Raw genomic sequence first — 23,053 nt, 5'->3', positions numbered from 1 at the left:
GTTTGCTGAGAGATTGAAAAGGGAGGACGCTAATGCAAAGTAACAGCAAGGGTTTTACATTAATTGAGCTGATGATTGTGGTCGCAATCGTCGGCATTCTGGCTGCTATAGCTATTCCGGTGTATCAAGACTATGTTGCACGCTCGCAGGTTACGCGCGCCTATACAGAACTGGCCGCCTACAAATCCGCTGTCGAGGAGCATTTGAGCAGAGGCCGTAATGTCGTCAGCAATACGGATCTGGGCTATGTTCCCTCCAATGTCACAGTGGCCGCTTCCGGCGATATCGCCAACTTCCTGCTCGACGGCTCCGGCTCTTTAGGAGTGACAATTGGTGGCAATGTCAGCCCGGTTGTGTCGGGCGCCCACATATCCATCTCACGTTCTGCGGGTGGCGCCTGGAATTGCGATATCGATGAGTCGGGAGCAGGAGCCTGGAAGGACTTCTACATGCCGGCAGGATGTTTCTAACTCGCAAGTCCCCGTGGCAGTTACAACCGCACCCTACGCCATCGGCATAGGGCACGGGCTGCAAAACTACTGCGAAATCAGATTGCCCCACGCTCGCGCAACAACTGAATAACCTGCCTAACCCCCTCTTCCAGAGCCGACGTTTCGCTGTCGACGACCAGATCCGCATTCGGTGGCACATCGTACGGGAAAGACTCACCCGGAATGTTATCCCCCCCTGCCGCATACAACCCCTGCGGATCGCGCTGACGGCAGGCTTGCGGCGAGGCCTGGACGTAGACGGTGATCAGACGCTCAGCGCCGATCAACGCCTTGGCCTGTTCGCGACCTTCGGCGTCAGGGGCGACGAACGCGGCCAGGGTGATCAGCCCCGCCTCGTTGAACTGACGTGCGACATGGGCGGCACGGCGCCAGTTTTCAGTGCGGCCGGCGCGGTCCTGCGGTAGGCCTTTGTTGAGGTCGTGGCGCAGGTTCTGGCCATCGAGTACATAGACCGCACGCCCCATATCGAACAACTTGCGTTCCACCGCATAGGCCAGGGTGCTCTTGCCAGCGCCAGACAGGCCGGTAAACAGCACGGTCGCCGGTTGTTGGCCAAAGCGAGTGGCGCGTTCTTCGGTAGAGACGTGTGCCAGCGCGCCGTGATGACCGCCCGATCCATGGACAACCGGCTCGGCGATGATCATGCCGGCGCCGACGGTGCCATTGGTAAGGCGATCGATGACGATGAAAGCGCCGGTCGTGCGGTTCTGCGCGTAGCCGTCCAGGGCGATCGGCGCGTCCAGGCTAACCTTGACCTTGCCGATCTCGTTGAGCTGCAGACTGCTCGCAGCCCCCTTCTCCAGCGTGTTCACATCCACTTTATGGATAATGCTGGCGATGGAGCCCGGCACGTAGCTGGTGGCGCGCTTGATGTCGTATTTCTTGCCCGGCAGCATCGGCTCTTCGCCCATCCAGACGAGCATCGCCTCGAAGCTGTCGGCGATGCGCGGACGGCTATCGGCATGCACCAGCATGTCGCCGCGAGATACGTCGATCTCGTCTTCGAGCGTCAGGGTGACGGCCTCACCCGGAGTCGCCTGTTCCAGCTCACCATCAAAGGTGACGATGGATTTAACCCGGCTGATCTTGCCGGACGGCAGCACGGCGATCTCGTCGCCCTTGCGCACGATGCCGCTCGCCAGGGTGCCGGCGAAACCGCGGAAGTTCAGGTTCGGGCGATTGACGTATTGCACCGGGAAGCGTAGGTCGTCGAAGTTGCGGTCGCCAGCGATCTCGACACTCTCGAGAATCTCCATCAGCGACTGCCCCTCATACCATGGCGCACGTTCGCTGCGATTGACCACGTTGTCGCCCTTGAGCGCCGACATAGGCACGAAGTGCAGGGACGACGGCTTGAGCTCGATACGATCGGCGAAGGCCAGGTAGTCGGCCTTGATCTTCTCGAACACATCCTGATCGAAGTTCATCAGGTCCATCTTGTTGATGGCGACCACGATGTGCTTGATGCCGAGCAGCGAGGTGATGAAGCTGTGGCGCTTGGTCTGGGTCTGCACCCCGTAACGGGCATCGACCAGAATGATCGCCAGGTCACAGGTGGAGGCGCCAGTCGCCATGTTGCGCGTGTACTGCTCATGGCCAGGGGTGTCGGCAATGATGAACTTGCGCTTGGCCGTCGAGAAATAGCGGTACGCGACGTCGATGGTGATGCCCTGCTCGCGCTCGGCCTGCAGGCCGTCGACCAGCAGTGCCAGGTCGACGTCTTCGCCAGTGGTGCCGACCTTCTTCGAATCGCGGGTGATGGCCTCGAGGTGGTCCTCGTAGATCATCTTCGAGTCGTGCAGCAGACGGCCGATCAGCGTGCTCTTGCCGTCATCGACATTGCCGCAGGTCAGGAAACGCAGGAGTTCCTTGCGCTCGTGTTGCGCCAGGTAGGCGAGGATGTCCTCGCTGATCAGTTCGGATTGGTGACTCATGATGCGTTTCCTTAGAAGTAACCCTGGCGTTTCTTTTCTTCCATCGAGCCGGTGGCGTCATGGTCGATGACGCGCCCCTGACGCTCGGAAGTACGGGTCAGGAGCATCTCCTGAATGATCTCCGGCAGGCTGGTCGCGGTGGATTCGACGGCACCGGTCAATGGGTAGCAGCCCAGGGTGCGGAAGCGCACCATCTTCTTGTGGATGCTAGCCTTCTGCTCTGGCGTCAGATGTTGAAGGATGCGCTCGTCATCGATCATCACCAGCGTGCCGTTGAGCTCGACCACCTCCCGCTCGGCGGCGAAGTACAGGGGCACGATCGGGATCTGCTCAAGGTAGATGTACTGCCAGATATCCAGTTCGGTCCAGTTCGACAGCGGGAAGACACGGATCGACTCGCCCTTCTTGACCTTGCCGTTGTAGAGATTCCACAGCTCGGGACGCTGATTCTTCGGGTCCCAGCGATGCTTGCTGTCGCGGAAGGAGTAGACGCGCTCCTTGGCGCGTGACTTTTCCTCGTCGCGTCGAGCACCGCCAAAAGCAGCGTCGAAACCGTACTTGTCGAGCGCCTGCTTGAGACCTTCGGTCTTCATCACGTCAGTGTGCTTGGCACTACCGTAGGTGAAGGGATTCATGTCCTGCGCGACGCCGTCGGGGTTGATGTGGGTGATCAGTTCCAGCCCCATCTCCTCGACCATTTTGGCGCGGAAACTGTACATCTCCTGAAACTTCCAGCGCGTATCGACGTGCAGGACCGGGAACGGCAGCTTGCCCGGGAAGAAGGCCTTGCGCGCCAGGTGCAACATCACGGCCGAATCCTTGCCAATGGAATAGAGCATCACCGGGTTGCCGAACTCGGCTGCAACCTCACGGATGATATGGATGCTTTCCGCCTCCAGCTGTTTCAGATGCGTCAGTTTGTCGACCATGGCTACTCACGATTTGGCAGGTGGACGGCCGGTGGGCCGTTGATTGGGCGCAACTCTAACACGGCTTTAGATTCTAATCAGGCGGCCAGTTAGACCTAAAAGCTATAGATTTATATCGACTAGCAGGGCGCGATTCCCGGCCCACCCAAGTTGCGTCGAGCCGGCAAATCCGGGTTCACGCAGGGTTGGGGCAGTCGATGAACCGGTGCTCGATGTCGAACCGGCCGGCAAGGTATTCGCCCAGCGCCTGGACGCCATAGCGCTCGGTGGCGTGATGCCCAGCGGCAAAGAAGCTCAGGCCATTTTCACGCGCGACATGTGCAGTCGGCTCAGATATTTCACCGGTGATATAGGCGTCCACGCCAGCCGCTACAGCCTGTTCGATATACCCCTGAGCACCACCAGTACACCACGCCACGCGCTCAATCCGACCACTGCCTTCGACCATCAGTGGCGCACGGCCTAGCGCATCATGTATCCGTTGCTGAAATTCGGTTGCAGTCAGGGGTTTCTCCAGAGAGCCAACCAGGCCCACCGAACGAGGATTGCCCGGCTCGAGCGGCCCCTCGGTCTGCAGGCCGAGCAGCGCCCCCAATCGCACGTTATTGCCCACTTCAGGATGCACATCCAGCGGAAGATGATAGGCCAGCAGACTGATCCCGTTTACCAGCAGCGTCTTCAGGCGGCGCTGTTTCATGCCGATGATGCGGGCGTCCTCGTTCTTCCAGAAATAACCATGGTGCACCAGCACCACGTCGGCATTCGCCTCGACCGCCGCATCCAGCAGTGCCTGGCTGGCCGTAACGCCGCTGACGATCCGCGTGACCTGTGAACGCCCCTCGACTTGCAGGCCATTAGGGCAATAGTCGGCAATCCTCGCGGCATCCAGATAACGGTCTGCCTCCTGAACCAGAGTGGTAAGCGCAACTGTCATGGGGATACCTCTTGATGGCGCGGCAGGCACGACCGGTGCCCGTCGAACCGCCGCAGCAAAACATGCACGCATGAAGCTGCATTTCAGTTGCAGCTTCGTATAATGCCGCCACCTTAAGGGCCGCTTTGCGCGCCCGCAACTCTGTCCGGACCCCTGCGCGATGTTCAATGCCCTACGTTTCTTTGGCTGGCCGTTGCTGGTCGGCCTGCTCGTAGCTCTGCTGATCATCCAGCGATACCCGCAACTGGTCGGCATCAAAGAGCGCGACATCGGTCTACGGCAGGCGCCGTTGGTTGCCACCACACCGCAGCAGGGCCCGTATTCCTATGCCAACGCGGTCGCTGGCGCCGCTCCGGCAGTTGCCAATCTCTATACCACCAAGCTCATCGAGAAAACCGAGCAGCAGGCGCCGCTGTCAAAAGACCCGTTGTTTCAACGATTCTTCAACGACAACCTGCCGAGGCAGCGGCGGATGGAGTCGAGCCTCGGCTCAGCGGTGATCATGAGCCCGGAAGGCTATCTGCTGACCAACAACCATGTAACGGCGAACGCCGAGCAGATCGTGGTGGCGCTCAAAGACGGACGGGAGACGCTGGCTCGGGTAATCGGCAGCGACCCGGAAACCGACCTCGCCGTATTGAAGATCGACCTGGCGGACCTGCCGGCCATCACCGTCGGCCATTCCGACCGCATACGCGTCGGCGACGTCACGCTTGCGATCGGCAACCCGTTCGGCGTCGGCCAGACCGTCACCATGGGCATCATCAGCGCGACTGGCCGCAACCAGCTGGGCCTGAATACCTATGAAGACTTTATCCAGACCGACGCGGCGATCAACCGAGGCAACTCCGGCGGCGCATTGGTGGATGCCGAGGGCAACCTGATCGGCATCAACACCGCCATTATCTCCGAGTCGGGTGGCTCGCAGGGCATTGGTTTCGCGATTCCGGTGAAGCTTGCGCTGGAGGTGATGAAGTCGATCATCGACCACGGTCAGGTCATCCGCGGCTGGCTGGGCGTGGAGGTGCAGTCGCTGACCCAGGAGCTGGCGGAATCCTTTGGTCAGGAAGGTCGTCCCGGTATCGTCGTCGCGGGGGTGTACCGCGACGGTCCTGCCGCCCGTGCGGGGCTGCAGCCCGGAGATCTGATTCTGAGCATCGACGGCGTGCAGTCAGCCGACGGCCGCAGCTCGATGAACCAGGTCGCCCGCGCCCGCCCGGGCGAAAAGATCGATATCGACATTCTGCGCAACGGCAAGCCGCTAACGCTGACTGCAGAAGTGGGCATGCGCGCCCCGGTGAGCACGGCTCCGAAATAGCGCGCCCACTGCCTGACGCTACAGTCACCCAGGCACGACGCGCTTCTCGGCTCCGGCAGCTTCGCAGGCCTGCCGCCGCCCGCCTCGCTCAGCCTTAGCCGAGCGCCTCCAACAGCGCCTGATTCTGTTCCGGCTTGCCAATGGTGATACGCAGGAACTGCTCGATACGACGCTGCTTGAAGTGACGGACAATGACGCCCTGCTCACGCAGGCTGGCGGCGATGGCGGCCGCATCACGCTGCGGGTGGCGGGCAAAAATGAAGTTGGCCGCCGACGGTAGCACCTCGAAACCCAGCCCCTGCATGGCAGCCACCACCGCCTCGCGGCTGTCGATGACCTGTTGGCAGGTCTGCTGGAAATACGCGCGATCTTCGAAAGCTGCGGCCGCACCGGCAATGGCGATGCGATCCAGCGGATAGGAATTGAAGCTGTTCTTGATCCGCTCCAAGGCCTCGATCAGATCGGGATGGCCAACCGCCAACCCTACGCGCAGCCCGGCCAGCGAACGCGACTTGGACAGCGTCTGCGTCACCAGCAGATTCGGGTAGCGATCGACCAGCGCGATGGCGGACTCACCGCCAAAATCCACATAGGCTTCGTCGACCAGCACCACCGATTCGGTATTTGCCTTCAGCAACCGCTCGATTGCCTCAAGCGCAAGCAGACAGCCGGTTGGAGCATTCGGATTCGGGAAGATGATGCCGCCATTCGGACGGTTGTAGTCGGCTACGTCGATCTGGAACTGCTCATCGAGCGCAACGGTTTCGTAGGCGATGCCGTACAGCCCGCAGTAGACCGGATAGAAGCTGTAGCTGATATCCGGAAACAGCAATGGACCGGCATGCTGGAACAGCCCATGGAAAGCGTGCGCAAGCACCTCGTCCGAGCCGTTGCCGACAAACACCTGAGCCGGCTGCACACCGTAATAATCGGCCACCGCCTGCTTCAGCCGCTCGCCGTTGGGATCGGGGTACAGCCGCAGACTGTCGTTAAGCTCCGCCTGCATCGCAGCGATCGCACGCGGCGACGGGCCGTAGGGGTTCTCGTTGGTGTTGAGCTTGACCAGCTTGCTCAGCTTCGGCTGCTCACCCGGCACATAGGGCACCAGGTCTTTGACGAAGGGGCTCCAGAATTTGCTCATCTGCCCTTCTCTCCTTGAATGTGATCGATTTGCCGTGGGGCGATAAATGGCGAAGTCTTGGCGACCGCGAGGCGGACACGCGACACGCTGTCCGCCCCGCACGAACGCCATTAGCCCTTGATACGGTACTCGGCGCTACGGGCGTGGGCAGTGAGCGACTCACCGCGGGCCAGCACAGACGCCACCTTGCCCAGCGTCGAAGCCCCCTCGGCCGAGCAATTGATGATCGACGAACGCTTCTGGAAGTCGTACACGCCCAGTGGCGAGGAGAAGCGCGCGGTGCCCGAGGTCGGCAGTACGTGGTTGGGCCCGGCGCAGTAGTCGCCCAGCGCCTCAGCGGTGTAGCGACCCATGAAGATCGCCCCGGCGTGACGGATCTGCGGCAGCCACTGCTCCGGCTCAGCGACCGACAACTCCAGGTGCTCCGGCGCGATGCGATTGGCCACGTCGATGGCCTGCTGCATATCGGCAACGAGGATCAGCGCACCCCGCCCCTCGATCGAAGTACGAGCGATGTCGGCACGCTCAAGCGTGGGCAGCAAGCGAGCAATGCTTTCGGCGACACGATCGAGAAATTCGGCGTCAGGGCTGACCAGAATGGACTGGGCGTCCTCGTCATGCTCGGCCTGGGAGAACAGGTCCATGGCAATCCAGTCGGGGTCGGTCTGACCGTCGCAGACCACCAGGATTTCCGATGGGCCGGCAATCATGTCGATGCCGACCTTGCCGAACACGTGACGCTTGGCGGTCGCCACGTAGATGTTGCCCGGACCGACGATCTTGTCCACCGGCGGCACGCTCTCGGTGCCGTAGGCCAATGCCGCGACGGCCTGCGCCCCGCCAATGGTGAACACCCGGTCGACGCCGGCGATACAGGCTGCAGCAAGCACCAGTTCGTTGAGCTCGCCACGAGGCGTCGGTACGACCATGACGACCTCGGGCACACCGGCGACCTTGGCCGGAATGGCATTCATCAATACCGACGACGGATAGGACGCCTTGCCGCCCGGCACGTAGAGCCCGGCGCGATCCAGCGGGGTGACCTTCTGCCCAAGTACCGTGCCGTCGGCTTCGGTATAGACCCAGGAATCCTGCTTCTGCCGCTCGTGATAGCTGCGCACGCGCTCGGCGGCGATCTCCAGGGCCTCGCGCTGCGCTGGCGTGATGCGCTCAAGGGCCTGCTCCAGGCGCGCGCGCGGCAGGATCAGATCGGCCATCGAAGCGACCTGCAGCCCATCGAAGCGCTGGGTCAGTTCGACCAGCGCAGCATCGCCCCGCTCGCGTACAGCCTTGATGATCTCCAGCACCCTCTCGTTCACGCCGTCATCGGAAACGCTTTCCCAGCTCAACAGATGATCCAGATGACGAGCGAAATCGGCATCGGCAGCGTTGAGTCGGCGAATGGCGGAGGGAGCGGTCATAGCGGGCCTCATGATTGGCTGGGCATCGGAAGCGGCCGGCTTCACTGCAATGGCACGAAGCGCAGGCCGGGCTCTCAGGCGCCGCTAGAATATCAAGCCCACCGTGCGGGCACCTGAGAATTTCAGCTATGGCACGGATAGGCAGGCGCGGTGGTGACCGCGAGATTCATCAATGCTGATGCTGCTGGACTGCCGCGTGCAGGGTATCGATCAGCGCCTGGATGCGCGCGTGCTGCATTTTCATCGAAGCCTTGTTCACCACCAGCCGCGAACTGATGTGTGCGATCAGTTCCTGGGGTTCCAGACCGTTGGCGCGCAGTGTATTGCCGGTGTCGACCACGTCGATGATCTTGTCCGCCAGCCCCACCAGCGGAGCGAGTTCCATGGAGCCGTACAGCTTAATGATGTCGACCTGCCGGCCCTGCTCGGCGTAGTAGCGCTTGGCGACGTTGACGAACTTGGTGGCCACGCGCAGGCGGCCCTTGGGCTCTGGCGCGCCGACCTTGCCAGCGGTCATCAGCTTGCAGTTGGCGATACGCAGATCCAGCGGCTCGTACAGCCCCTGGCCACCGTATTCCATCAACACGTCCTTGCCAGCGACCCCAAGATCGGCTGCGCCATGCTCGACATAGGTAGGCACATCCGTAGCCCGAACGATCAGCAGACGAACGTCATCCTGGGTAGTCGGGATGATCAGCTTGCGGCTCTTGTCCGGATTCTCGGTGGGTACGATACCCGCAGCAGCCAGCAGCGGCAGAGTGTCGTCGAGAATGCGGCCTTTCGACAGGGCGATGGTGAGCATGGAGCACATTTCCTTTGGAACCTCGGGTGGGCCCCCGCTAGTCAAGGGCCCGCTAGCCATCCGTCTCGCGAAGCCTAGCCCGGAACGCGGCGAATCTTCGCGCCGAGCAACTGCAACTTCTCTTCGATGCACTCGTAACCACGATCGATGTGGTAGATGCGATCGATCAGCGTATCGCCTTCGGCCACCAGGCCGGCGATCACCAGACTTGCCGAAGCGCGCAGATCGGTCGCCATGACCGGTGCGCCTTTGAGGCGCTCGACACCCGTGACGATGGCGGTGTTGCCTTCGACCAGAATCTGCGCACCCATGCGATTCATCTCATAGACGTGCATGAAGCGGTTCTCGAATACCGTCTCGATCACCGTACCAGTACCTTCGGCGATGGCATTCAGGGCAATGAACTGCGCCTGCATGTCGGTCGGGAAGGCCGGGTACGGCGCCGTGCGAACGTTGACCGCCTTGGGCCGCTTGCCTTTCATGTCCAGCTCGATCCAGTCGCTGCCGGTATCGATATGCGCACCGGCCTCGACCAGCTTGTGCAGCACGGCTTCGAGCAGCGTCGCATCGGTGTCCTTCAGGCGAACACGACCTCCGGTGGCAGCGGCAGCTACCAGATAGGTGCCGGTCTCGATGCGGTCGGGCATGACGCTGTAGCGCCCGCCACCGAGGCGTTTGACGCCATCGATGGTAATGGTGTCAGTGCCGGCACCGGAAACCTTGGCGCCCATGGCGTTGAGGAAATTGGCCAGATCGACCACTTCAGGCTCGCGCGCGGCGTTTTCCAGCACGCTGCGGCCGTTGGCCAGCGCGGCGGCCATCATGATGTTCTCGGTACCGGTCACGCTGACCGTGTCGAAAAAGAAATGCGCACCACGCAGACCACCAGCAGGCGCCTTCGCCTTGATGTAGCCGCCTTCGACGTCGATCTGTGCGCCCATGGCTTCCAGGCCACGGATATGCAGGTCAACCGGACGCGAGCCGATCGCGCAGCCGCCGGGCAGAGCCACCTCGGCTTCACCGAAACGCGCCACCATCGGGCCGAGCACCAGGATCGATGCACGCATGGTCTTCACCAGCTCATAGGGCGCGACCAGCGTCTTGATGCTGCTGGCATCGACCTCGACGCTGAGCTTCTCGTCGATGACCGGCTGTACGCCCATGCGGCCGAACAGTTCGATCATCGTGGTGATGTCGTGCAGGTGCGGCAGATTGCACACCGTGACCGGAGTGTCGGCCAGCAACGTGGCGGCCAGGATCGGCAGGGCGGAGTTCTTCGCACCGGAAATGCGGATTTCGCCATCGAGGCGAATGCCGCCGGTAATGATCAATTTGTCCATGGATAATCCCGTAAGCCGCAGGCTGGAAGCACTGCCAAAGGGGGCGGCGCAGTCAACGAGACGCGCTCTGCCTGGAATGATTGGTGGCGTTAGCCGGCGGCGATCAGGCGCGCCCGGCCCAGTCGGTGCGACTGAAGAACTTCATGGTGACGGCATGAATGCTGCCATCAGCGATCCAGGGGTTGAGGTGTGCATAGATCTGCTGCTGACGCTTGACCGGGCTCAGACCCGCCAGCTCGTCACTGATCACGTTGAGCTGGAAGTTGCAGCCTTCGCCTTCCACTTCTACCTGGGCACCTGGAATCTTCTCTTCCAGGAAACTCTTCACTTCTTGGGCCTGCATGTTCAACCTCGATCGGCGCAGCACGCGCACGGGCCGGCCATCATACAAAAAAGCCTGGAAGCTGCGAACCCCGAACCTTGCCGAACCGACGGAGATGTCTCAATCAAGCGTCTCGGCACCCTGATCACGACTGGAGCGATGCCGCGAACGTCCGCTATCGCTCTGCACGGCGGGGAAACGCGAGGATGCAAAGCGCACCACCAGGATTGCCAACGCCAGCAGCAGGATCGCGCCGGACACGTAGACCACGCCCATATCGGGCCGGTGATGATGCGAGATGTCGGAAATCAGCAAACGGGTCAGCGCGGTGATGGCGACATAGATCAGGAAACGCACCGGCATATGGTTGGTCTTGAAATAGATCCCAACCATCGCGCCAAGCTCGAGATAGATGAACAGCAGCAGGATGTCATCAACAGTGATGTGGCCTTTCTCGACCATGCCGAGGAACGCCATGACTGCCGCCCAGGCTGTGACGGCGCCAATGGCGAACAATGCCAGATAGTGAAAGCTCTCGACCAGCAGGTTGCCCAGCGATTCGGCCAGCTCATGCAAGCTGTCACGCAGGCTTTCAGCCCAACGCAGCTTCATACGACGATTCCTTTCAAGCCAGGGATGTTTCCAGCGGGATAATATCCAACAATCCGGACACCTTGGCGATCTTCAGCATATCGGCTGGCAACGCAGCGACACGCAGCCCGACCCCGGCGGCCTTGGCGTCACGCATGAAAGCCAGCAGCAACGAAAGCCCGACACTACTGGAGCGCTCGACCGCCGAGCAATCCAGCGTAAGCGGAACACGGCTGCCACTGATCAGCGCCCGCCCGGCCTCGCGAAGAGCCGGACCTGTACGGTAGTCCAGCACGCCGGCCAGGCGTAATTCACCTTCGACACCTGGCTCGATCCGCGCCTCACTCATCGCCAACCGCCTGCTGCCCGGCCTCGGTATCCTTGGCGCGCGCTACCACCTCGGCCCAACCATCAATGGTCTTGTCCAGATCGTTGCCGTTGCGCTGCATGGAGTCGGCGAACTGATCGCGGAACAGCTTGCCGATATTGATGCCATTGATGATGACGTTGCGCACACGCCATTCGCCATCGTTGACCATGGTGTAGGACACCGGATAGATCTCGCCCTGACGCCCCACCACTTCCATACCAACGCTGGTGCGCTTGGGGTCCTGCTTGCCGCTCGGCGGCAATACCCGAATCTGCTGATTGTTGTACTCCAGCAGAGCGTTGCCATAGAACTGCATCAGGCTGCGCTTGAAGTTTTCCTGGAAGCGCTGCATCTGCTCGGGAGACGCATTGCGCGAGTATTTGACGGTCATGATGCTGCGCGAAATGCCATCAGCATCGACCACCGGACCAAGAATCTCATTGAGCGAATCGTAGAAGGCCGCCGGATCGCTGCGGTACTGCTCCTTGTTAGCCTTGAGGTCGGCCAGCAACTCGTCCGTGGTTTTCTGAATCACCTGGTGCGCGGTCAGTGCGGCCTGGGAATACATGGGCAATATGGCCAGCAGAATCAGCAGGCCGCGACGCAAGGCAGTCATCATGTTCATCTCCTTCAGTCTCTATTTACCGAGTTGAGCAGGAATTTGCCGATCAGATCCTCCAGCACCAGCGAGGACTGGGTGTCCTGAATGGTGTCACCATCCTTCAGCAGCTCATCGTCGCCACCCACGCTGATGCCGACGTACTTCTCGCCCAGCAGGCCGGCAGTCAGGATCGAAGCGGTAGAGTCAGCCGGCAGGATGTTCACGTCCTGCTGGATTTCCATGGTCACCCGACCGGTGTAGCTATCACGATCCAGATCGATCGCCGTGACCTTGCCGATGGTCACACCGGCCATGGTCACCTTGGATCGGACCGTCAAACCGGCGATATTGTCGAAATAGGCATACAGCTTGTACGTGTCGGCGCTGCCCACACTCAGCCCGCTAACGCGCAGCGACAGCAGCAGCAGGGCCAGCAAGCCGGCAAGCAGGAACAGCCCGACACCCATTTCCAGTGTGCGGATACGCATCAGAAATCTCCAAACATCAACGCGGTCAAAATGAAATCGAGGCCGAGCACTGCCAGCGAGGCATACACCACGGTCCGGGTGGTGGCACGACTGATACCTTCAGAAGTGGGCTCACAGTCGTAGCCCTGGAACACGGCGATCCAGGTGACCACCAGCGCAAACACCACGCTCTTGATCACGCCGTTGAGTACATCCGAGTGGAAGTTGACACTGTTCTGCATGTTGGCCCAGAACGACCCCTCATAGACACCCAGCCAGTCCACCGCGACCATCGCCCCGCCCCAGATGCCGACCACATTGAAGATCAATGTCAGCAGCGGCAGCGAGATGAAGCCGGCCCACAGACGTGGCGCGATGATGTACTTGAGCGGATCGACACCAATCATCTCCAGGCTCGAGAGCTGCTCGGTGGATTTCATGTTGCCGATCTCAGCCGCCAGCGCCGAGCCGGCACGCCCCGCGAACAGCAGCGCAGTCACTACCGGCCCGAGCTCGCGCAGCAAGGTCAGCGCAACCATCTGTCCAACCGCCTGCTCCGACCCGTAGCTGCTGAGGATGTTGTAGCCCTGCAGCGCCAGTACCATGCCAATGAAAATGCCGGACACCACGACGATCGCCAGCGACAAAACGCCGACCGAATAAAGCTGCTTGACCAACAGCGAGAAGCCGTTGTGCAGGCCGCTGCGGCCAAACAGGGCATGCACCAGGAAAATGGTCGAGCGCCCGAGCGCCGCCAGCACATCCAGACCGGCGCGCCCCAACAAGGCGACCCGATCCAACAAGGAACGCTTACGCATCGGTGCCTCCCAGCAGGTCGTCGGCGTATGCCGGCGCGGGAAAATGGAACGGCACCGGCCCATCGGCCGAACCCTTCATGAATTGTCGAATACGCGGATTATCCGACGCCATCAGTTCGGACGGTGTGCCCTGCCCGAGCACCTGGGAGTCGCCCACGACATAGATGTAATCGGCGATGGAAGCGGTTTCGGCCAGGTCATGGGAAACCACGATACTGGTGATACCCAAGGCATCGTTGAGCAACCGGATCAGGCGCACCAACACGCCCATCGCGATCGGGTCCTGCCCGGCGAAAGGCTCGTCGTACATCAGAATCTGCGGATCCAGCGCAATCGCCCGCGCAAGCGCGACACGCCGCTTCATGCCACCGGAGAGTTCGTCGGGCATCAGCTCGATGGCACCGCGCAGGCCGACAGCTTCCAGCTTCATCAGCACGATGTCGCGGATCATCTCTTCCGGCAGCTTGGTGTGCACGCGCAGGGGGAAGGCGACGTTCTCGAACACGTCCAGATCGGTAAAGAGTGCACCGCTCTGAAACAGCACCCCCATCTGCTTGCGCATATCGAACAGCTCGCTACGCGAGAGGCTCGGCAGGTTGTTGCCGGCTACCCATACCTCACCCTGCGAAGGCATCAGCTGAGCGGCGATCAGCCGCAGCAGAGTCGTCTTGCCGCACCCGGACGGCCCCATGATGGCCGTGACCTTCCCTCGCGGGATCGCGATGTCGACTTTATCGAAGATACTGCGCTCGCCTCGCATGAAGGTCACTCCCTTCAGCTCGACCGCGTAGTCGTTGCTGGCGCTCATCTGGTCTCCTTGCATGCAGTCTGCGAAACAGACGGTTCCCGTCGGCGCCGGGATACTTTCTGCCTGACCGTTTTCGGGCGCGCACTATAGCACCGCCCCTATGGCCGCCCAACCAATGAGCGTTTCAGCAGATGACTAGCGACACGCCCGTTCAGCCTGGGTTCAGCTAGCAGTGATCAGATCCTTCAGGCGCAACGACGCTGGACCGCCGAGATTTTCCATCAGCGGCAGCCCGTTTCTCGCTATAATCCGCGCTTTTTAATCGGACGACCTCGCCAGCCATGAGCCAGAGCAGCCAGTTGATCGAAACCGCGCAACGCACCATCCGCCTGGAAACCGAGGCAGTTGAGCAGCTGAACGCCAGAATCGACGCAAGCTTCGTCAGGGCCTGCGAATTGATCCTGGCGTGCAAGGGCCGCGTGGTCGTGGTCGGCATGGGCAAATCCGGGCACATCGGCCGCAAGATCGCCGCAACGCTGGCCAGCACCGGCACCGCCGCCTTCTTCGTGCACCCGGCCGAAGCCAGCCATGGCGACATGGGCATGATCACCCAGGATGACGTCGTACTGGCTCTGTCCAACTCCGGCACTACCAGCGAGATCGTCACCCTGCTGCCGCTGATCAAGCGTCTCGGCATCACCCTGATCAGCATGACCGGCAATCCCAGCTCGGTGCTGGCCAAGGCCGCCGCGGTGAATCTGGATGCCAGCGTCAGTATCGAAGCCTGCCCGCTGAATCTCGCACCGACCTCATCCACAACCGTGAGCCTGGTACTGGGCGATGCGCTGGCCATCGCGCTACTGGAAGCCCGCGGTTTCACCGCCGAAGATTTTGCCTTCTCCCACCCGGGCGGCGCGCTGGGCCGCCGGCTGCTGCTCAAGGTCGAGCATGTGATGCACACAGGCGAGCGCCTGCCCAGAGTGCCGCGCGGGACCTCACTACGCGACGCCCTGCTGGAGATGACGCAGAAGGGCCTGGGCATGACCGTGATCGTCGAAACGGACGGGCGGCTGGCGGGAATATTCACCGACGGCGATCTGCGCCGCGCGCTGGACAAGGGCGTGGATGTACGCCAGACCAGCATTGACGAGGTCATGACCGTTCACGGCAAGACCGCCAATGCGGAAATGCTTGCAGCCGAGGCACTGAAGATCATGGAAGACCACAAGATCAGCTCACTGGTGGTGATCGACGATAGCGAGCTGCCGGTCGGCGCGCTGAACATGCACGACCTGCTGCGCGCGGGGGTGATGTAATGCACGAGCAACTGCTGCAACGCGCCCGCGACATCCGCCTGGCGATCTTCGACGTCGATGGCGTCCTGACCGACGGTCGCCTGTATTTTCTTACGGACGGTAGCGAGTTCAAAACCTTCAACACGCTGGACGGTCATGGCATCAAGATGCTGATCAATTCCGGCGTGCGCACCGCAATCATCAGCGGGCGCAAGACGCCGGTCGTGGAGCGTCGCGCGCAGAATCTGGGCATCCAACACCTTTACCAGGGCCGCGAAGACAAGCTGGTCGTGCTCGACGAGCTGCTCGCCGAACTCGGCCTGAGCTACTCTGAGGTGGCTTATCTCGGCGACGATCTGCCGGACCTGCCGGTGATCCGCCGTGTCGGCCTCGGCATGGCAGTCGCCAGCGCCGACTCGTTCGTCCGTGCACATTCACACGGCGTGACGCAGGCACGCGGCGGCGAAGGTGCAGCACGCGAGTTCTGCGAACTGATCATGCGCGCCCAGGGCACCCTGGCCGCCGCGCAGAACGCTTATCTGTAGAGGTCTGGATGCTTCGCAAACTGCGCTTCGCCGCCCTGCTGACCCTGATCGCTGCCCTGTTAGTGGCTATCGGCTACTGGAATATCCGGCCGGAAAGTTTCATGCAGCAGCCGCCTGCCGCGACTGCCGAGACGCCTGATGTCGACTTCTACGTGATCAACTCGCGCACGGTGCAGTACCAACCCGACGGCAAGCGCAACTACGAACTCACGGCAGACAAACTCGAGCACATCAAGGCCAGCGATATCAGCCTGCTGACCAAGCCCGACCTCATGTCCTATCGCGGCACCGAGCTGCCCTGGCACGTGCGCAGCGAGCGCGGCGAAGTATCGGCCGAGGGCGACGAGGTGGTGTTGATCGACAAGGTACGGGTCGAGCGTACCGATGCCAAAGGCCGCCCGACGATCCTTACCACCAGCCGCCTGACCGTATGGCCGGACAAGGATTATGCCGAGACCAACCAAGCCGTTAGAATCGAGGCCGCCAACGGCGTGACCACCGCAACCGGCATGAAAGCGTACATGGATGACGGCAGGATGCTCCTGCTGTCCAACGTAAGAGGCCAGCATGAGCTGCGTTAAGACTCTCCCCCTCCTGCTCGGTTTGAGCGCCTTCTGGCTCGGCGCCAGCGCCTGGGCGCTTCCCGAGGACCGTGAACAGCCAATCCGCGTACAGGCCGACTCCGCCGAACTCGACGACCGACAGGGCGTAGCGGTATATCGCGGCGACGTGGTCATCACCCAGGGCACGATGAAGATCACTGGCGACACGGTGACCATCACTCAGGATGGCAATGGCGATGTCGAGGTCTTCACTTCTATCGGCAAGCCAGCCTACTACGAGCAGAAACCGGCAGCGGACAAGGAGATCGTCAAGGCCTACGGCCTGACCATCCAGTACTTCGCCGCCAACGAGCGCATCGTCCTTATCGACCAGGCCAAGGTGGTTCAGGAAGGCAACACCTTCGAAGGTGAGAAGATCGTCTATGACACCCGTCGCCAGATCGTCAATGCCGGTCGCGCCACCAATGCCGATGTGACCACGCCGCGGCCGCGCGTCGACATGGTGATCCAGCCGCGCAAACGCGACCAAGCCACGGAGCAGCCTGAGTAATGGCCGTTCTCAAAGCCCAGCATCTGGCCAAGAGCTACAAGAGTCGCCAGGTCGTGCGCGACGTCAGCCTGTCCATCGAGAGCGGACAGATCGTTGGCCTGCTCGGCCCCAACGGCGCTGGCAAGACCACCTGCTTCTACATGATCGTCGGCCTGGTGAATGCCGACCAGGGTCGCGTTCTGATCGATCAGAACGACGTCACCCACCTGCCAATGCACGGCCGCGCGCGCGCCGGCATCGGCTACCTGCCGCAGGAAGCGTCGATCTTTCGCAAACTCTCGGTGGCTGACAACATCATGGCCATTCTCGAGACGCGCAAAGACCTGGATCGCAGCGGCCGGCAGCAGGCGCTGGAAGGTCTGCTGCAGGAGTTTCACATCAACCACATCCGCGACAGCCTCGGCATGAGCCTGTCCGGCGGCGAGCGTCGCCGGGTGGAGATCGCCCGCGCCCTGGCTACTGCGCCGAAGTTCATCCTGCTCGATGAACCCTTCGCTGGCGTGGACCCGATCTCGGTAGGCGATATCAAACAGATCATCCATCACCTCAAGGCCAAGGGCATCGGCGTGCTGATCACCGATCACAATGTCCGCGAAACCCTGGATATCTGCGAAACCGCTTACATCGTCAATGACGGGCAACTGATTGCCGAAGGCGACGCGCAGACCATCCTGAGCAACCAGCTGGTCAAGGAAGTCTACCTGGGCCACGAATTCCGGCTGTAACGCGGATTTTTTGCTCGGCTCGGCAAATCGGCTCTAGGCAAAGGCTTCGTCGGCAGGCATATAATTTGCTTTCGCCGGCGCCCCCAGGCGCGGCATGTCGGAATGGGCGCGGTTGCGCCGGCATACAAGGTTCGAAGTCCTCTGCCATGAAACCATCGCTAGTCCTGAAGATGGGCCAGCAGCTGACGATGACACCGCAGCTGCAACAGGCCATACGGCTCCTCCAGCTATCCACCCTCGATCTGCAACAGGAGATCCAGGAGGCGCTGGATTCCAACCCCATGCTCGAGCGTGAAGAAGACGGTGACGACTTCGACAGCTCCGACCCCATGGCCGAAGCCGCCGATCGGCCGGGCGAACCCGGCATCGAGAAAAACAGCAGCCCGGAAAGCACTTACGAGGAGCCGTCCCACAGCGGCGAAAGCGCAGACGACGGTGATTGGGGAGAGCGAATCCCCAGCGAGCTCCCGGTCGACACGGCCTGGGAAGACATCTATCAGACCAGCGCCAGCAGCCTGCCCAGCAACGATGACGACGAGTGGGACTTCACCAGCCGTACGTCCAGCGGCATCAGCCTGCAGAGCCACTTGCTGTGGCAGCTCAACCTGGCGCCGATGAGCGATACCGACCGCCTGATCGCGACCACCCTGATCGACTGCATCAACGATCAGGGCTATCTCGAAGAGACACTGCAGGAAATCGTCGACTCCTTCGATCCGGAGCTGGAAATCGAACTCGATGAGGTCGAGGTCGTCTTGCGTCGCATCCAGCAGTTCGAACCGGCCGGCATCGGCGCGCGCGATCTGCGCGAATGCCTGCTGCTGCAACTGCGTCAGCTCCCCGAGCGGACGCCTTGGCTGAGCGAAGCCCAGCGCCTGGTCAGCGACTACCTGGATATCCTGGGCAGCCGCGACTACAGCCTGCTGATGCGGCGGATGAAGCTCAAGGAAGACGATCTGCGCCAGGTCATCGAGCTGATCCAGAGCCTGAACCCCCGCCCCGGCTCGCAGATCGAGGCGAGCGAACCGGAGTACGTGGTGCCCGACGTCATCGTGCGCAAGCACAATGACCGCTGGCTGGTCGAGCTGAATCAGGAAGCCATGCCGCGCCTGCGGGTCAATGCGCAGTACGCAGGCTTTGTCAAACGCGCCGATTCCAGCGCCGACAACACCTTCATGCGCAACCAGCTGCAGGAAGCGCGCTGGTTCATCAAGAGCCTGCTCAGCCGCAACGAAACCCTGATGAAGGTCGCAACCCAGATCGTCGAGCATCAGCGCGCCTTCCTCGAGCACGGTGACGAAGCAATGAAGCCGCTGGTGCTGCACGATATTGCCGAAGCGGTGGGCATGCATGAGTCAACCATTTCCCGGGTGACGACGCAGAAATACATGCACACGCCGCGGGGCATCTACGAGCTCAAATACTTCTTCTCCAGCCACGTCAGCACCGCTGAAGGCGGCGAATGTTCGTCCACCGCGATCCGCGCGATCATCAAAAAGCTGGTCGCCGCGGAAAACCAGAAAAAGCCGTTGAGTGACAGCAAGATCGCTGGTTTACTGGAGGCGCAGGGCATCCAGGTGGCCCGCCGCACAGTTGCGAAGTACCGTGAGTCACTCGGTATCGCACCGTCCAGCGAGCGCAAGCGTTTGCTGTGATCGGCCCCTGGTCGAACTGTATCGGCGGCAGGCCTACCACCCTGCTCTTCGCACAAGGCAAAGGAGATAGCAGTATGCAAGTCAACATCAGCGGTGTTCATCTGGAAGTAACCGACGCCCTGCGTGACTACATCGAGGAGAAATTCGACCGGCTTGCTCGCCACTTCGACCGTATCATCAGTGTTCAGGTGATCCTGCAGGTCGAGAAGCTCAAGCAGAAAGCCGAAGCAACCCTGCACGTCGCCGGCCGCGAAGTCGTGGCCATTGCCGATCACGAAGACATGTACGCTGCCGTCGACCTGCTGGTCGACAAGCTCGATCGCCAACTGATCAAGCACAAGGAGAAGCAGCTAGACCACACTCAGGGCGCTGTCACCCGCTGACTTCAATATGATCCGACTCGAAAACATCCTCACCCCCGGACGTTCTCTGGTGAACGTCCCGGGCGGTAGCAAGAAGCGCGTCCTGGAGCAGATCGCCAAGGTGATCGCCCAGGATCTTATCGATCTCGACTCCCAGACCATTTTCGAAAGCCTGATCGCACGGGAAAAACTCGGCTCGACCGGGTTTGGCAATGGCATCGCCATTCCGCATTGCCGCATGGTCGGCTGCAGCGCACCGCTGAGCGCCGTTCTGCGTCTGGAAACGCCGGTGGATTTCGATGCCATCGACGGCGCACCGGTGGACCTGCTGTTCGTTCTGCTGGTGCCTCAAGCGGCCACCGACGAGCACCTTGAGCTGCTGCGCCAGATCGCCAGCATGCTCGACCGCGAGGAAGTACGCCAAAGGCTGCGCGAGGCGCCAACCAACCAAAGCCTCTATCAGGTCGTAGTCGACGTGCAGAACGGGGCCTGACGAAATGGGCAATCGATGCGGCTGATCATCGTAAGTGGGCGCTCAGGCTCGGGTAAAAGTACCGCGCTGAATGTGCTCGAAGACAACGGTTTCTACTGCATCGACAACCTGCCTGCCGGGCTGCTGCCGGAACTTGCCGAGCGCGCCCTGTTGCATACCGAGCTACTGCATCCGCAGGTCGCCGTATCGATCGATGCGCGCAACCTGCCTAGCCAGCTCAAGCGCTTCCCGGAACTGCTCGAAGAGGTCCGCGCCCGGCATATCCTCTGCGATGTGCTCTATCTGGACGCCGACGACGAAACCCTGCTCAAGCGCTTCTCGGAAACCCGTCGCCGTCACCCACTGACCAACGAAACCCGCTCGTTGGCCGAAGCGATCCACGATGAGGAGCTGCTGCTGGCTGCGATCATCGATCACGCCGATCTGAAGATCGATACGACGCACCTCAACCTCTACCAGCTGCGTGACGTGCTCAAGCTGCGCCTGCTCAACAAACCAGAGCCGGGCACGGCTTTTCTCATCGAGTCATTCGGATTCAAGCGGGGCATGCCCGTCGACGCCGACCTGGTATTCGACGTGCGCTGCCTACCCAACCCGTACTGGAAAGCAGAACTGCGCGACTTCTCAGGGCTCGACCAACCGGTGGTCGACTATCTCGCCGCTCAGGCCGATGTGGAGGAAATGTTCCAGGACATCCACGCCTATCTGAGCAAATGGCTGCCGCGGTTTGCTGCCAGCAACCGAGCCTACGTCACCATCGCCATTGGCTGCACCGGCGGGCATCACCGTTCGGTCTACCTGGCCGAACGGTTGGGCCAGGCCCTCAGAGAGCCGCTGAAAAACCTGCAGGTCCGTCATCGGGACCTCGCCTAGGAATACCTGTACCCATGCCCGCCCGTGAAGTAACCATCATCAACAAACTCGGCCTGCATGCTCGTGCTGCAGCCAAGTTCGTCGCCGTAGCCAACCGTTTCCCCTGCAAGATTCGCGTGGGCCGGTGCCCCGACACCCTGGTGGACGGGAAAAGCATCATGGCCGTCATGATGCTTGCGGCAAGCAAAGGCACCTCCGTACACCTGCACACCGAGGGCGAGCAGGAAGATGACGCCTTGAACGCCCTGATTGCGCTGATCGACGACTACTTCGAAGAAGGCGAGTAAAGCGCCGGGCTAGACGGCGCGAACTGTCTCCAGCCGCGCCACTGCGTTAGCTTCACTTACCGGCGACCATCATCCGCTCGATCAGCACCGAGCCGGTTCGCACATTGCTGCGGGTTTCCACGTCACAGCCCACCGCAACGATCTGACGGAACATGTCGCGCAGGTTGCCGGCAATGGTCACCTCCTGCACCGGGAACTGGATCTCGCCGTTTTCGACCCAGTAGCCACCGGCACCACGCGAGTAGTCGCCGGTAACCAGGTTCAACCCCTGCCCCATCAGCTCGGTTACCAGCAGGCCTCGACCCATGCGACGGATGAGCGCCGCCTGATCCTCATTGCCGTGGCTGACGAACAGGTTATGCACGCCCCCCGCGTTGGCTGTGCTCGGCATGCCCAGCTTGCGCCCGGAGTAGGTCGATAGCACATAGGACAGCAGGCGGCCGTTCTCCACGAACGGCTTGGCGTACGTCGCCAGACCATCACCATCGTAGCTGGCACTGCCAAGCGCGCGCGGAATGTGCGGGCGCTCATCCAGGCTTAACCATTCAGGAAACAGCGTCTGACCGAGGGCATCTTCGAGATAGGACGCCTTGCGATACAGGTTGCCGCCGGATATCGCCGCGATGAAGTGGCCGAACAGCCCGGTCGCCAACTCAGGAGCAAACAGCACGGGCACCTCGCAAGTTGGCACCGGTCGCGCCCCCAGACGCCTTACCGCCCGCTCGGCGGCGCGCCTGCCGATCGTCTGCGGGTCCAGTAGCGCCTCACCGATGCGATTGACATCGTAGAAGTAGTCGCGCTGCATCTGGCCTTCGCTTTCAGCGATCATCACGCAGCTCAGGCTATGCCGGCTGCTGCAATAACCACCGATGAAACCGTTGCTGTTGCCATAGGCACGGCAGCCCTGATGGGTATTGAGACTGGTACCGTCCGCGTTGCGAATACGCTGATCGACCGCGAACGCTGCGCCTTCACAGCTCAGGGCCTGTTCGATGGCCTGCTCCGGCGTGATGTTCCAGGGATGATAGAGATCCAGGTCGGGCAGCTCCCGTGCCATCAGCGTCGCATCAGCCAGACCGGCGAACTCATCCTCGGACGCATGCCTGGCAATGGCCAGTGCAGCCGCCACGGTTTCCCGTATGGCCTCATCGCCACTACCGGTGGTGCTGGCTGAACCCTTGCTCTGACCGACATAAAGCGTGATGCCGAAGCCCTGGTCGCGGTTGAACTCGACAGTCTCGACCTCCCCCTGGCGAACCGTGGTGGACAGCCCCTGCTCCATCGAGACCGAAACCTCACTGGCGCTGGCACCTTGCCGACGCGCTTCCTCGATGATGCGCTCGACCTTCTCGCGCAACCCGGGTAGCGCGTGCGGGCCGATGCCTTCTACTTCACTCATAAGCACTCCCAAACGACCGCAATCGAATCAAGTTGCAACCTGGCGCCGCTCCTCTGAA

27 protein-coding genes are annotated in these 23,053 nt (G+C 61.5%); 12 read left to right on the top strand and 15 right to left on the bottom strand.

Annotated features, from left to right (window positions below; translation table 11 throughout):
- Window positions 1-32: 32 nt before the first annotated feature.
- Window positions 33-470 carry a pilin gene (locus tag EA798_RS14580; protein ID WP_122099406.1) on the top strand — a complete coding sequence of 146 codons (438 nt, stop codon included), beginning with the start codon at window positions 33-35 and terminating at the stop codon, window positions 468-470.
- Between the two features lie 77 nt (window positions 471-547).
- Here the strand turns inward: EA798_RS14580 and cysN are convergent, their stop codons facing one another.
- From cysN to EA798_RS14565, 3 genes are all read right to left on the bottom strand, one after another.
- Window positions 548-2,446 carry a sulfate adenylyltransferase subunit CysN gene (gene cysN, locus EA798_RS14575; protein WP_122099405.1) on the bottom strand — a complete coding sequence of 633 codons (1,899 nt, stop codon included), beginning with the start codon at window positions 2,444-2,446 and terminating at the stop codon, window positions 548-550.
- A gap of 11 nt (window positions 2,447-2,457) precedes the next feature.
- On the bottom strand, window positions 2,458-3,375 hold the full coding sequence (gene cysD, locus EA798_RS14570; protein ID WP_015278016.1) for a sulfate adenylyltransferase subunit CysD: 918 nt from the start codon (window positions 3,373-3,375) through the stop codon (window positions 2,458-2,460).
- Between the two features lie 175 nt (window positions 3,376-3,550).
- Window positions 3,551-4,309 carry a Nif3-like dinuclear metal center hexameric protein gene (locus EA798_RS14565; RefSeq protein ID WP_122099404.1) on the bottom strand — a complete coding sequence of 253 codons (759 nt, stop codon included), beginning with the start codon at window positions 4,307-4,309 and terminating at the stop codon, window positions 3,551-3,553.
- Window positions 4,310-4,469: 160 nt separating this feature from the next.
- Between EA798_RS14565 and algW the strand changes: the two genes are divergently transcribed.
- On the top strand, window positions 4,470-5,627 hold the full coding sequence (algW, locus tag EA798_RS14560) for a Do family serine endopeptidase AlgW (protein ID WP_106155717.1): 1,158 nt from the start codon (window positions 4,470-4,472) through the stop codon (window positions 5,625-5,627).
- Between the two features lie 94 nt (window positions 5,628-5,721).
- Here the strand turns inward: algW and hisC are convergent, their stop codons facing one another.
- From hisC to EA798_RS14505, 11 genes are all read right to left on the bottom strand, one after another.
- A complete protein-coding gene (hisC, locus tag EA798_RS14555) occupies window positions 5,722-6,768 on the bottom strand; it encodes a histidinol-phosphate transaminase (RefSeq protein ID WP_122099403.1) in 1,047 nt (348 codons plus the stop codon).
- A 110-nt stretch (window positions 6,769-6,878) separates the two neighbouring features.
- Window positions 6,879-8,189: a histidinol dehydrogenase gene (hisD, locus tag EA798_RS14550; RefSeq protein WP_122099402.1), complete on the bottom strand. Its 1,311-nt coding sequence runs from the start codon at window positions 8,187-8,189 to the stop codon at window positions 6,879-6,881.
- Window positions 8,190-8,358: 169 nt separating this feature from the next.
- Entirely contained in the window at window positions 8,359-8,991 is a 633-nt protein-coding gene (hisG, locus tag EA798_RS14545; protein WP_045666718.1) for an ATP phosphoribosyltransferase, read from the bottom strand.
- Between the two features lie 74 nt (window positions 8,992-9,065).
- A complete protein-coding gene (murA, locus tag EA798_RS14540; protein ID WP_015278022.1) occupies window positions 9,066-10,331 on the bottom strand; it encodes a UDP-N-acetylglucosamine 1-carboxyvinyltransferase in 1,266 nt (421 codons plus the stop codon).
- Between the two features lie 103 nt (window positions 10,332-10,434).
- Entirely contained in the window at window positions 10,435-10,674 is a 240-nt protein-coding gene (locus EA798_RS14535; RefSeq protein ID WP_106155721.1) for a BolA family protein, read from the bottom strand.
- Window positions 10,675-10,773: 99 nt separating this feature from the next.
- The gene (locus EA798_RS14530) at window positions 10,774-11,265 is read right to left on the bottom strand and encodes a phosphate-starvation-inducible protein PsiE (RefSeq protein WP_106155722.1); all 492 of its coding nucleotides are present in this window, start codon (window positions 11,263-11,265) and stop codon (window positions 10,774-10,776) included.
- A 13-nt stretch (window positions 11,266-11,278) separates the two neighbouring features.
- Window positions 11,279-11,593, bottom strand: a complete 315-nt coding sequence (locus EA798_RS14525) for an STAS domain-containing protein (protein WP_122099401.1) — start codon at window positions 11,591-11,593, stop codon at window positions 11,279-11,281.
- The gene (locus EA798_RS14520; RefSeq protein ID WP_106155724.1) at window positions 11,586-12,233 is read right to left on the bottom strand and encodes an MlaC/ttg2D family ABC transporter substrate-binding protein; all 648 of its coding nucleotides are present in this window, start codon (window positions 12,231-12,233) and stop codon (window positions 11,586-11,588) included. Before EA798_RS14520 ends, EA798_RS14525 begins: the two co-directional genes overlap by 8 nt.
- Before the next feature lie 11 nt (window positions 12,234-12,244).
- Window positions 12,245-12,703 (bottom strand): outer membrane lipid asymmetry maintenance protein MlaD, encoded by a 459-nt coding sequence (mlaD, locus tag EA798_RS14515; protein WP_106155725.1) that lies wholly within the window; start codon window positions 12,701-12,703, stop codon window positions 12,245-12,247.
- Window positions 12,703-13,500, bottom strand: coding sequence for a lipid asymmetry maintenance ABC transporter permease subunit MlaE (gene mlaE / locus EA798_RS14510; RefSeq protein ID WP_106155726.1), 798 nt, complete (start codon window positions 13,498-13,500; stop codon window positions 12,703-12,705). Before mlaE ends, mlaD begins: the two co-directional genes overlap by 1 nt.
- Window positions 13,493-14,308: an ATP-binding cassette domain-containing protein gene (locus EA798_RS14505; protein WP_122099400.1), complete on the bottom strand. Its 816-nt coding sequence runs from the start codon at window positions 14,306-14,308 to the stop codon at window positions 13,493-13,495. Before EA798_RS14505 ends, mlaE begins: the two co-directional genes overlap by 8 nt.
- A gap of 281 nt (window positions 14,309-14,589) precedes the next feature.
- Between EA798_RS14505 and EA798_RS14500 the strand changes: the two genes are divergently transcribed.
- The 10 genes from EA798_RS14500 (at window position 14,590) to EA798_RS14455 (ending at window position 21,596) form a co-directional block, all read left to right on the top strand.
- Window positions 14,590-15,564: a KpsF/GutQ family sugar-phosphate isomerase gene (locus EA798_RS14500; protein ID WP_106155728.1), complete on the top strand. Its 975-nt coding sequence runs from the start codon at window positions 14,590-14,592 to the stop codon at window positions 15,562-15,564.
- Window positions 15,564-16,088, top strand: coding sequence for a KdsC family phosphatase (locus tag EA798_RS14495; RefSeq protein ID WP_106155729.1), 525 nt, complete (start codon window positions 15,564-15,566; stop codon window positions 16,086-16,088). The genes EA798_RS14500 and EA798_RS14495 overlap by 1 nt, the downstream gene beginning before the upstream one ends.
- Window positions 16,089-16,096: 8 nt before the next feature.
- Window positions 16,097-16,669 carry an LPS export ABC transporter periplasmic protein LptC gene (gene lptC / locus EA798_RS14490; protein WP_106155730.1) on the top strand — a complete coding sequence of 191 codons (573 nt, stop codon included), beginning with the start codon at window positions 16,097-16,099 and terminating at the stop codon, window positions 16,667-16,669.
- Window positions 16,656-17,201, top strand: coding sequence for a lipopolysaccharide transport periplasmic protein LptA (gene lptA / locus EA798_RS14485; protein ID WP_106155731.1), 546 nt, complete (start codon window positions 16,656-16,658; stop codon window positions 17,199-17,201). The genes lptC and lptA overlap by 14 nt, the downstream gene beginning before the upstream one ends.
- Entirely contained in the window at window positions 17,201-17,926 is a 726-nt protein-coding gene (gene lptB, locus EA798_RS14480) for an LPS export ABC transporter ATP-binding protein (RefSeq protein ID WP_015278034.1), read from the top strand. Before lptA ends, lptB begins: the two co-directional genes overlap by 1 nt.
- A 146-nt stretch (window positions 17,927-18,072) precedes the next feature.
- Window positions 18,073-19,581 carry an RNA polymerase factor sigma-54 gene (locus tag EA798_RS14475; protein ID WP_106155732.1) on the top strand — a complete coding sequence of 503 codons (1,509 nt, stop codon included), beginning with the start codon at window positions 18,073-18,075 and terminating at the stop codon, window positions 19,579-19,581.
- A gap of 74 nt (window positions 19,582-19,655) precedes the next feature.
- The gene (gene hpf / locus EA798_RS14470; protein WP_003302844.1) at window positions 19,656-19,964 is read left to right on the top strand and encodes a ribosome hibernation-promoting factor, HPF/YfiA family; all 309 of its coding nucleotides are present in this window, start codon (window positions 19,656-19,658) and stop codon (window positions 19,962-19,964) included.
- 7 nt (window positions 19,965-19,971) lie between these two features.
- On the top strand, window positions 19,972-20,436 hold the full coding sequence (gene ptsN, locus EA798_RS14465; RefSeq protein ID WP_122099399.1) for a PTS IIA-like nitrogen regulatory protein PtsN: 465 nt from the start codon (window positions 19,972-19,974) through the stop codon (window positions 20,434-20,436).
- Between the two features lie 15 nt (window positions 20,437-20,451).
- On the top strand, window positions 20,452-21,309 hold the full coding sequence (gene rapZ, locus EA798_RS14460) for an RNase adapter RapZ (protein WP_038657289.1): 858 nt from the start codon (window positions 20,452-20,454) through the stop codon (window positions 21,307-21,309).
- A 14-nt stretch (window positions 21,310-21,323) separates the two neighbouring features.
- Window positions 21,324-21,596: an HPr family phosphocarrier protein gene (locus EA798_RS14455; protein ID WP_015278038.1), complete on the top strand. Its 273-nt coding sequence runs from the start codon at window positions 21,324-21,326 to the stop codon at window positions 21,594-21,596.
- Window positions 21,597-21,648: 52 nt separating this feature from the next.
- Here EA798_RS14455 and pmbA read toward each other — a convergent pair whose 3' ends face one another.
- Window positions 21,649-22,995 (bottom strand): metalloprotease PmbA, encoded by a 1,347-nt coding sequence (pmbA, locus tag EA798_RS14450; RefSeq protein WP_106155734.1) that lies wholly within the window; start codon window positions 22,993-22,995, stop codon window positions 21,649-21,651.
- Window positions 22,996-23,053 lie beyond the last annotated feature (58 nt).

It is taken from the genome of Pseudomonas songnenensis (genome assembly GCF_003696315.1).
GTDB lineage: Bacteria > Pseudomonadota > Gammaproteobacteria > Pseudomonadales > Pseudomonadaceae > Stutzerimonas > Stutzerimonas songnenensis.
The sequence above is the reverse complement of the archived record's forward strand: the minus strand, read 5'-3'. Positions and strand labels throughout refer to the sequence as shown.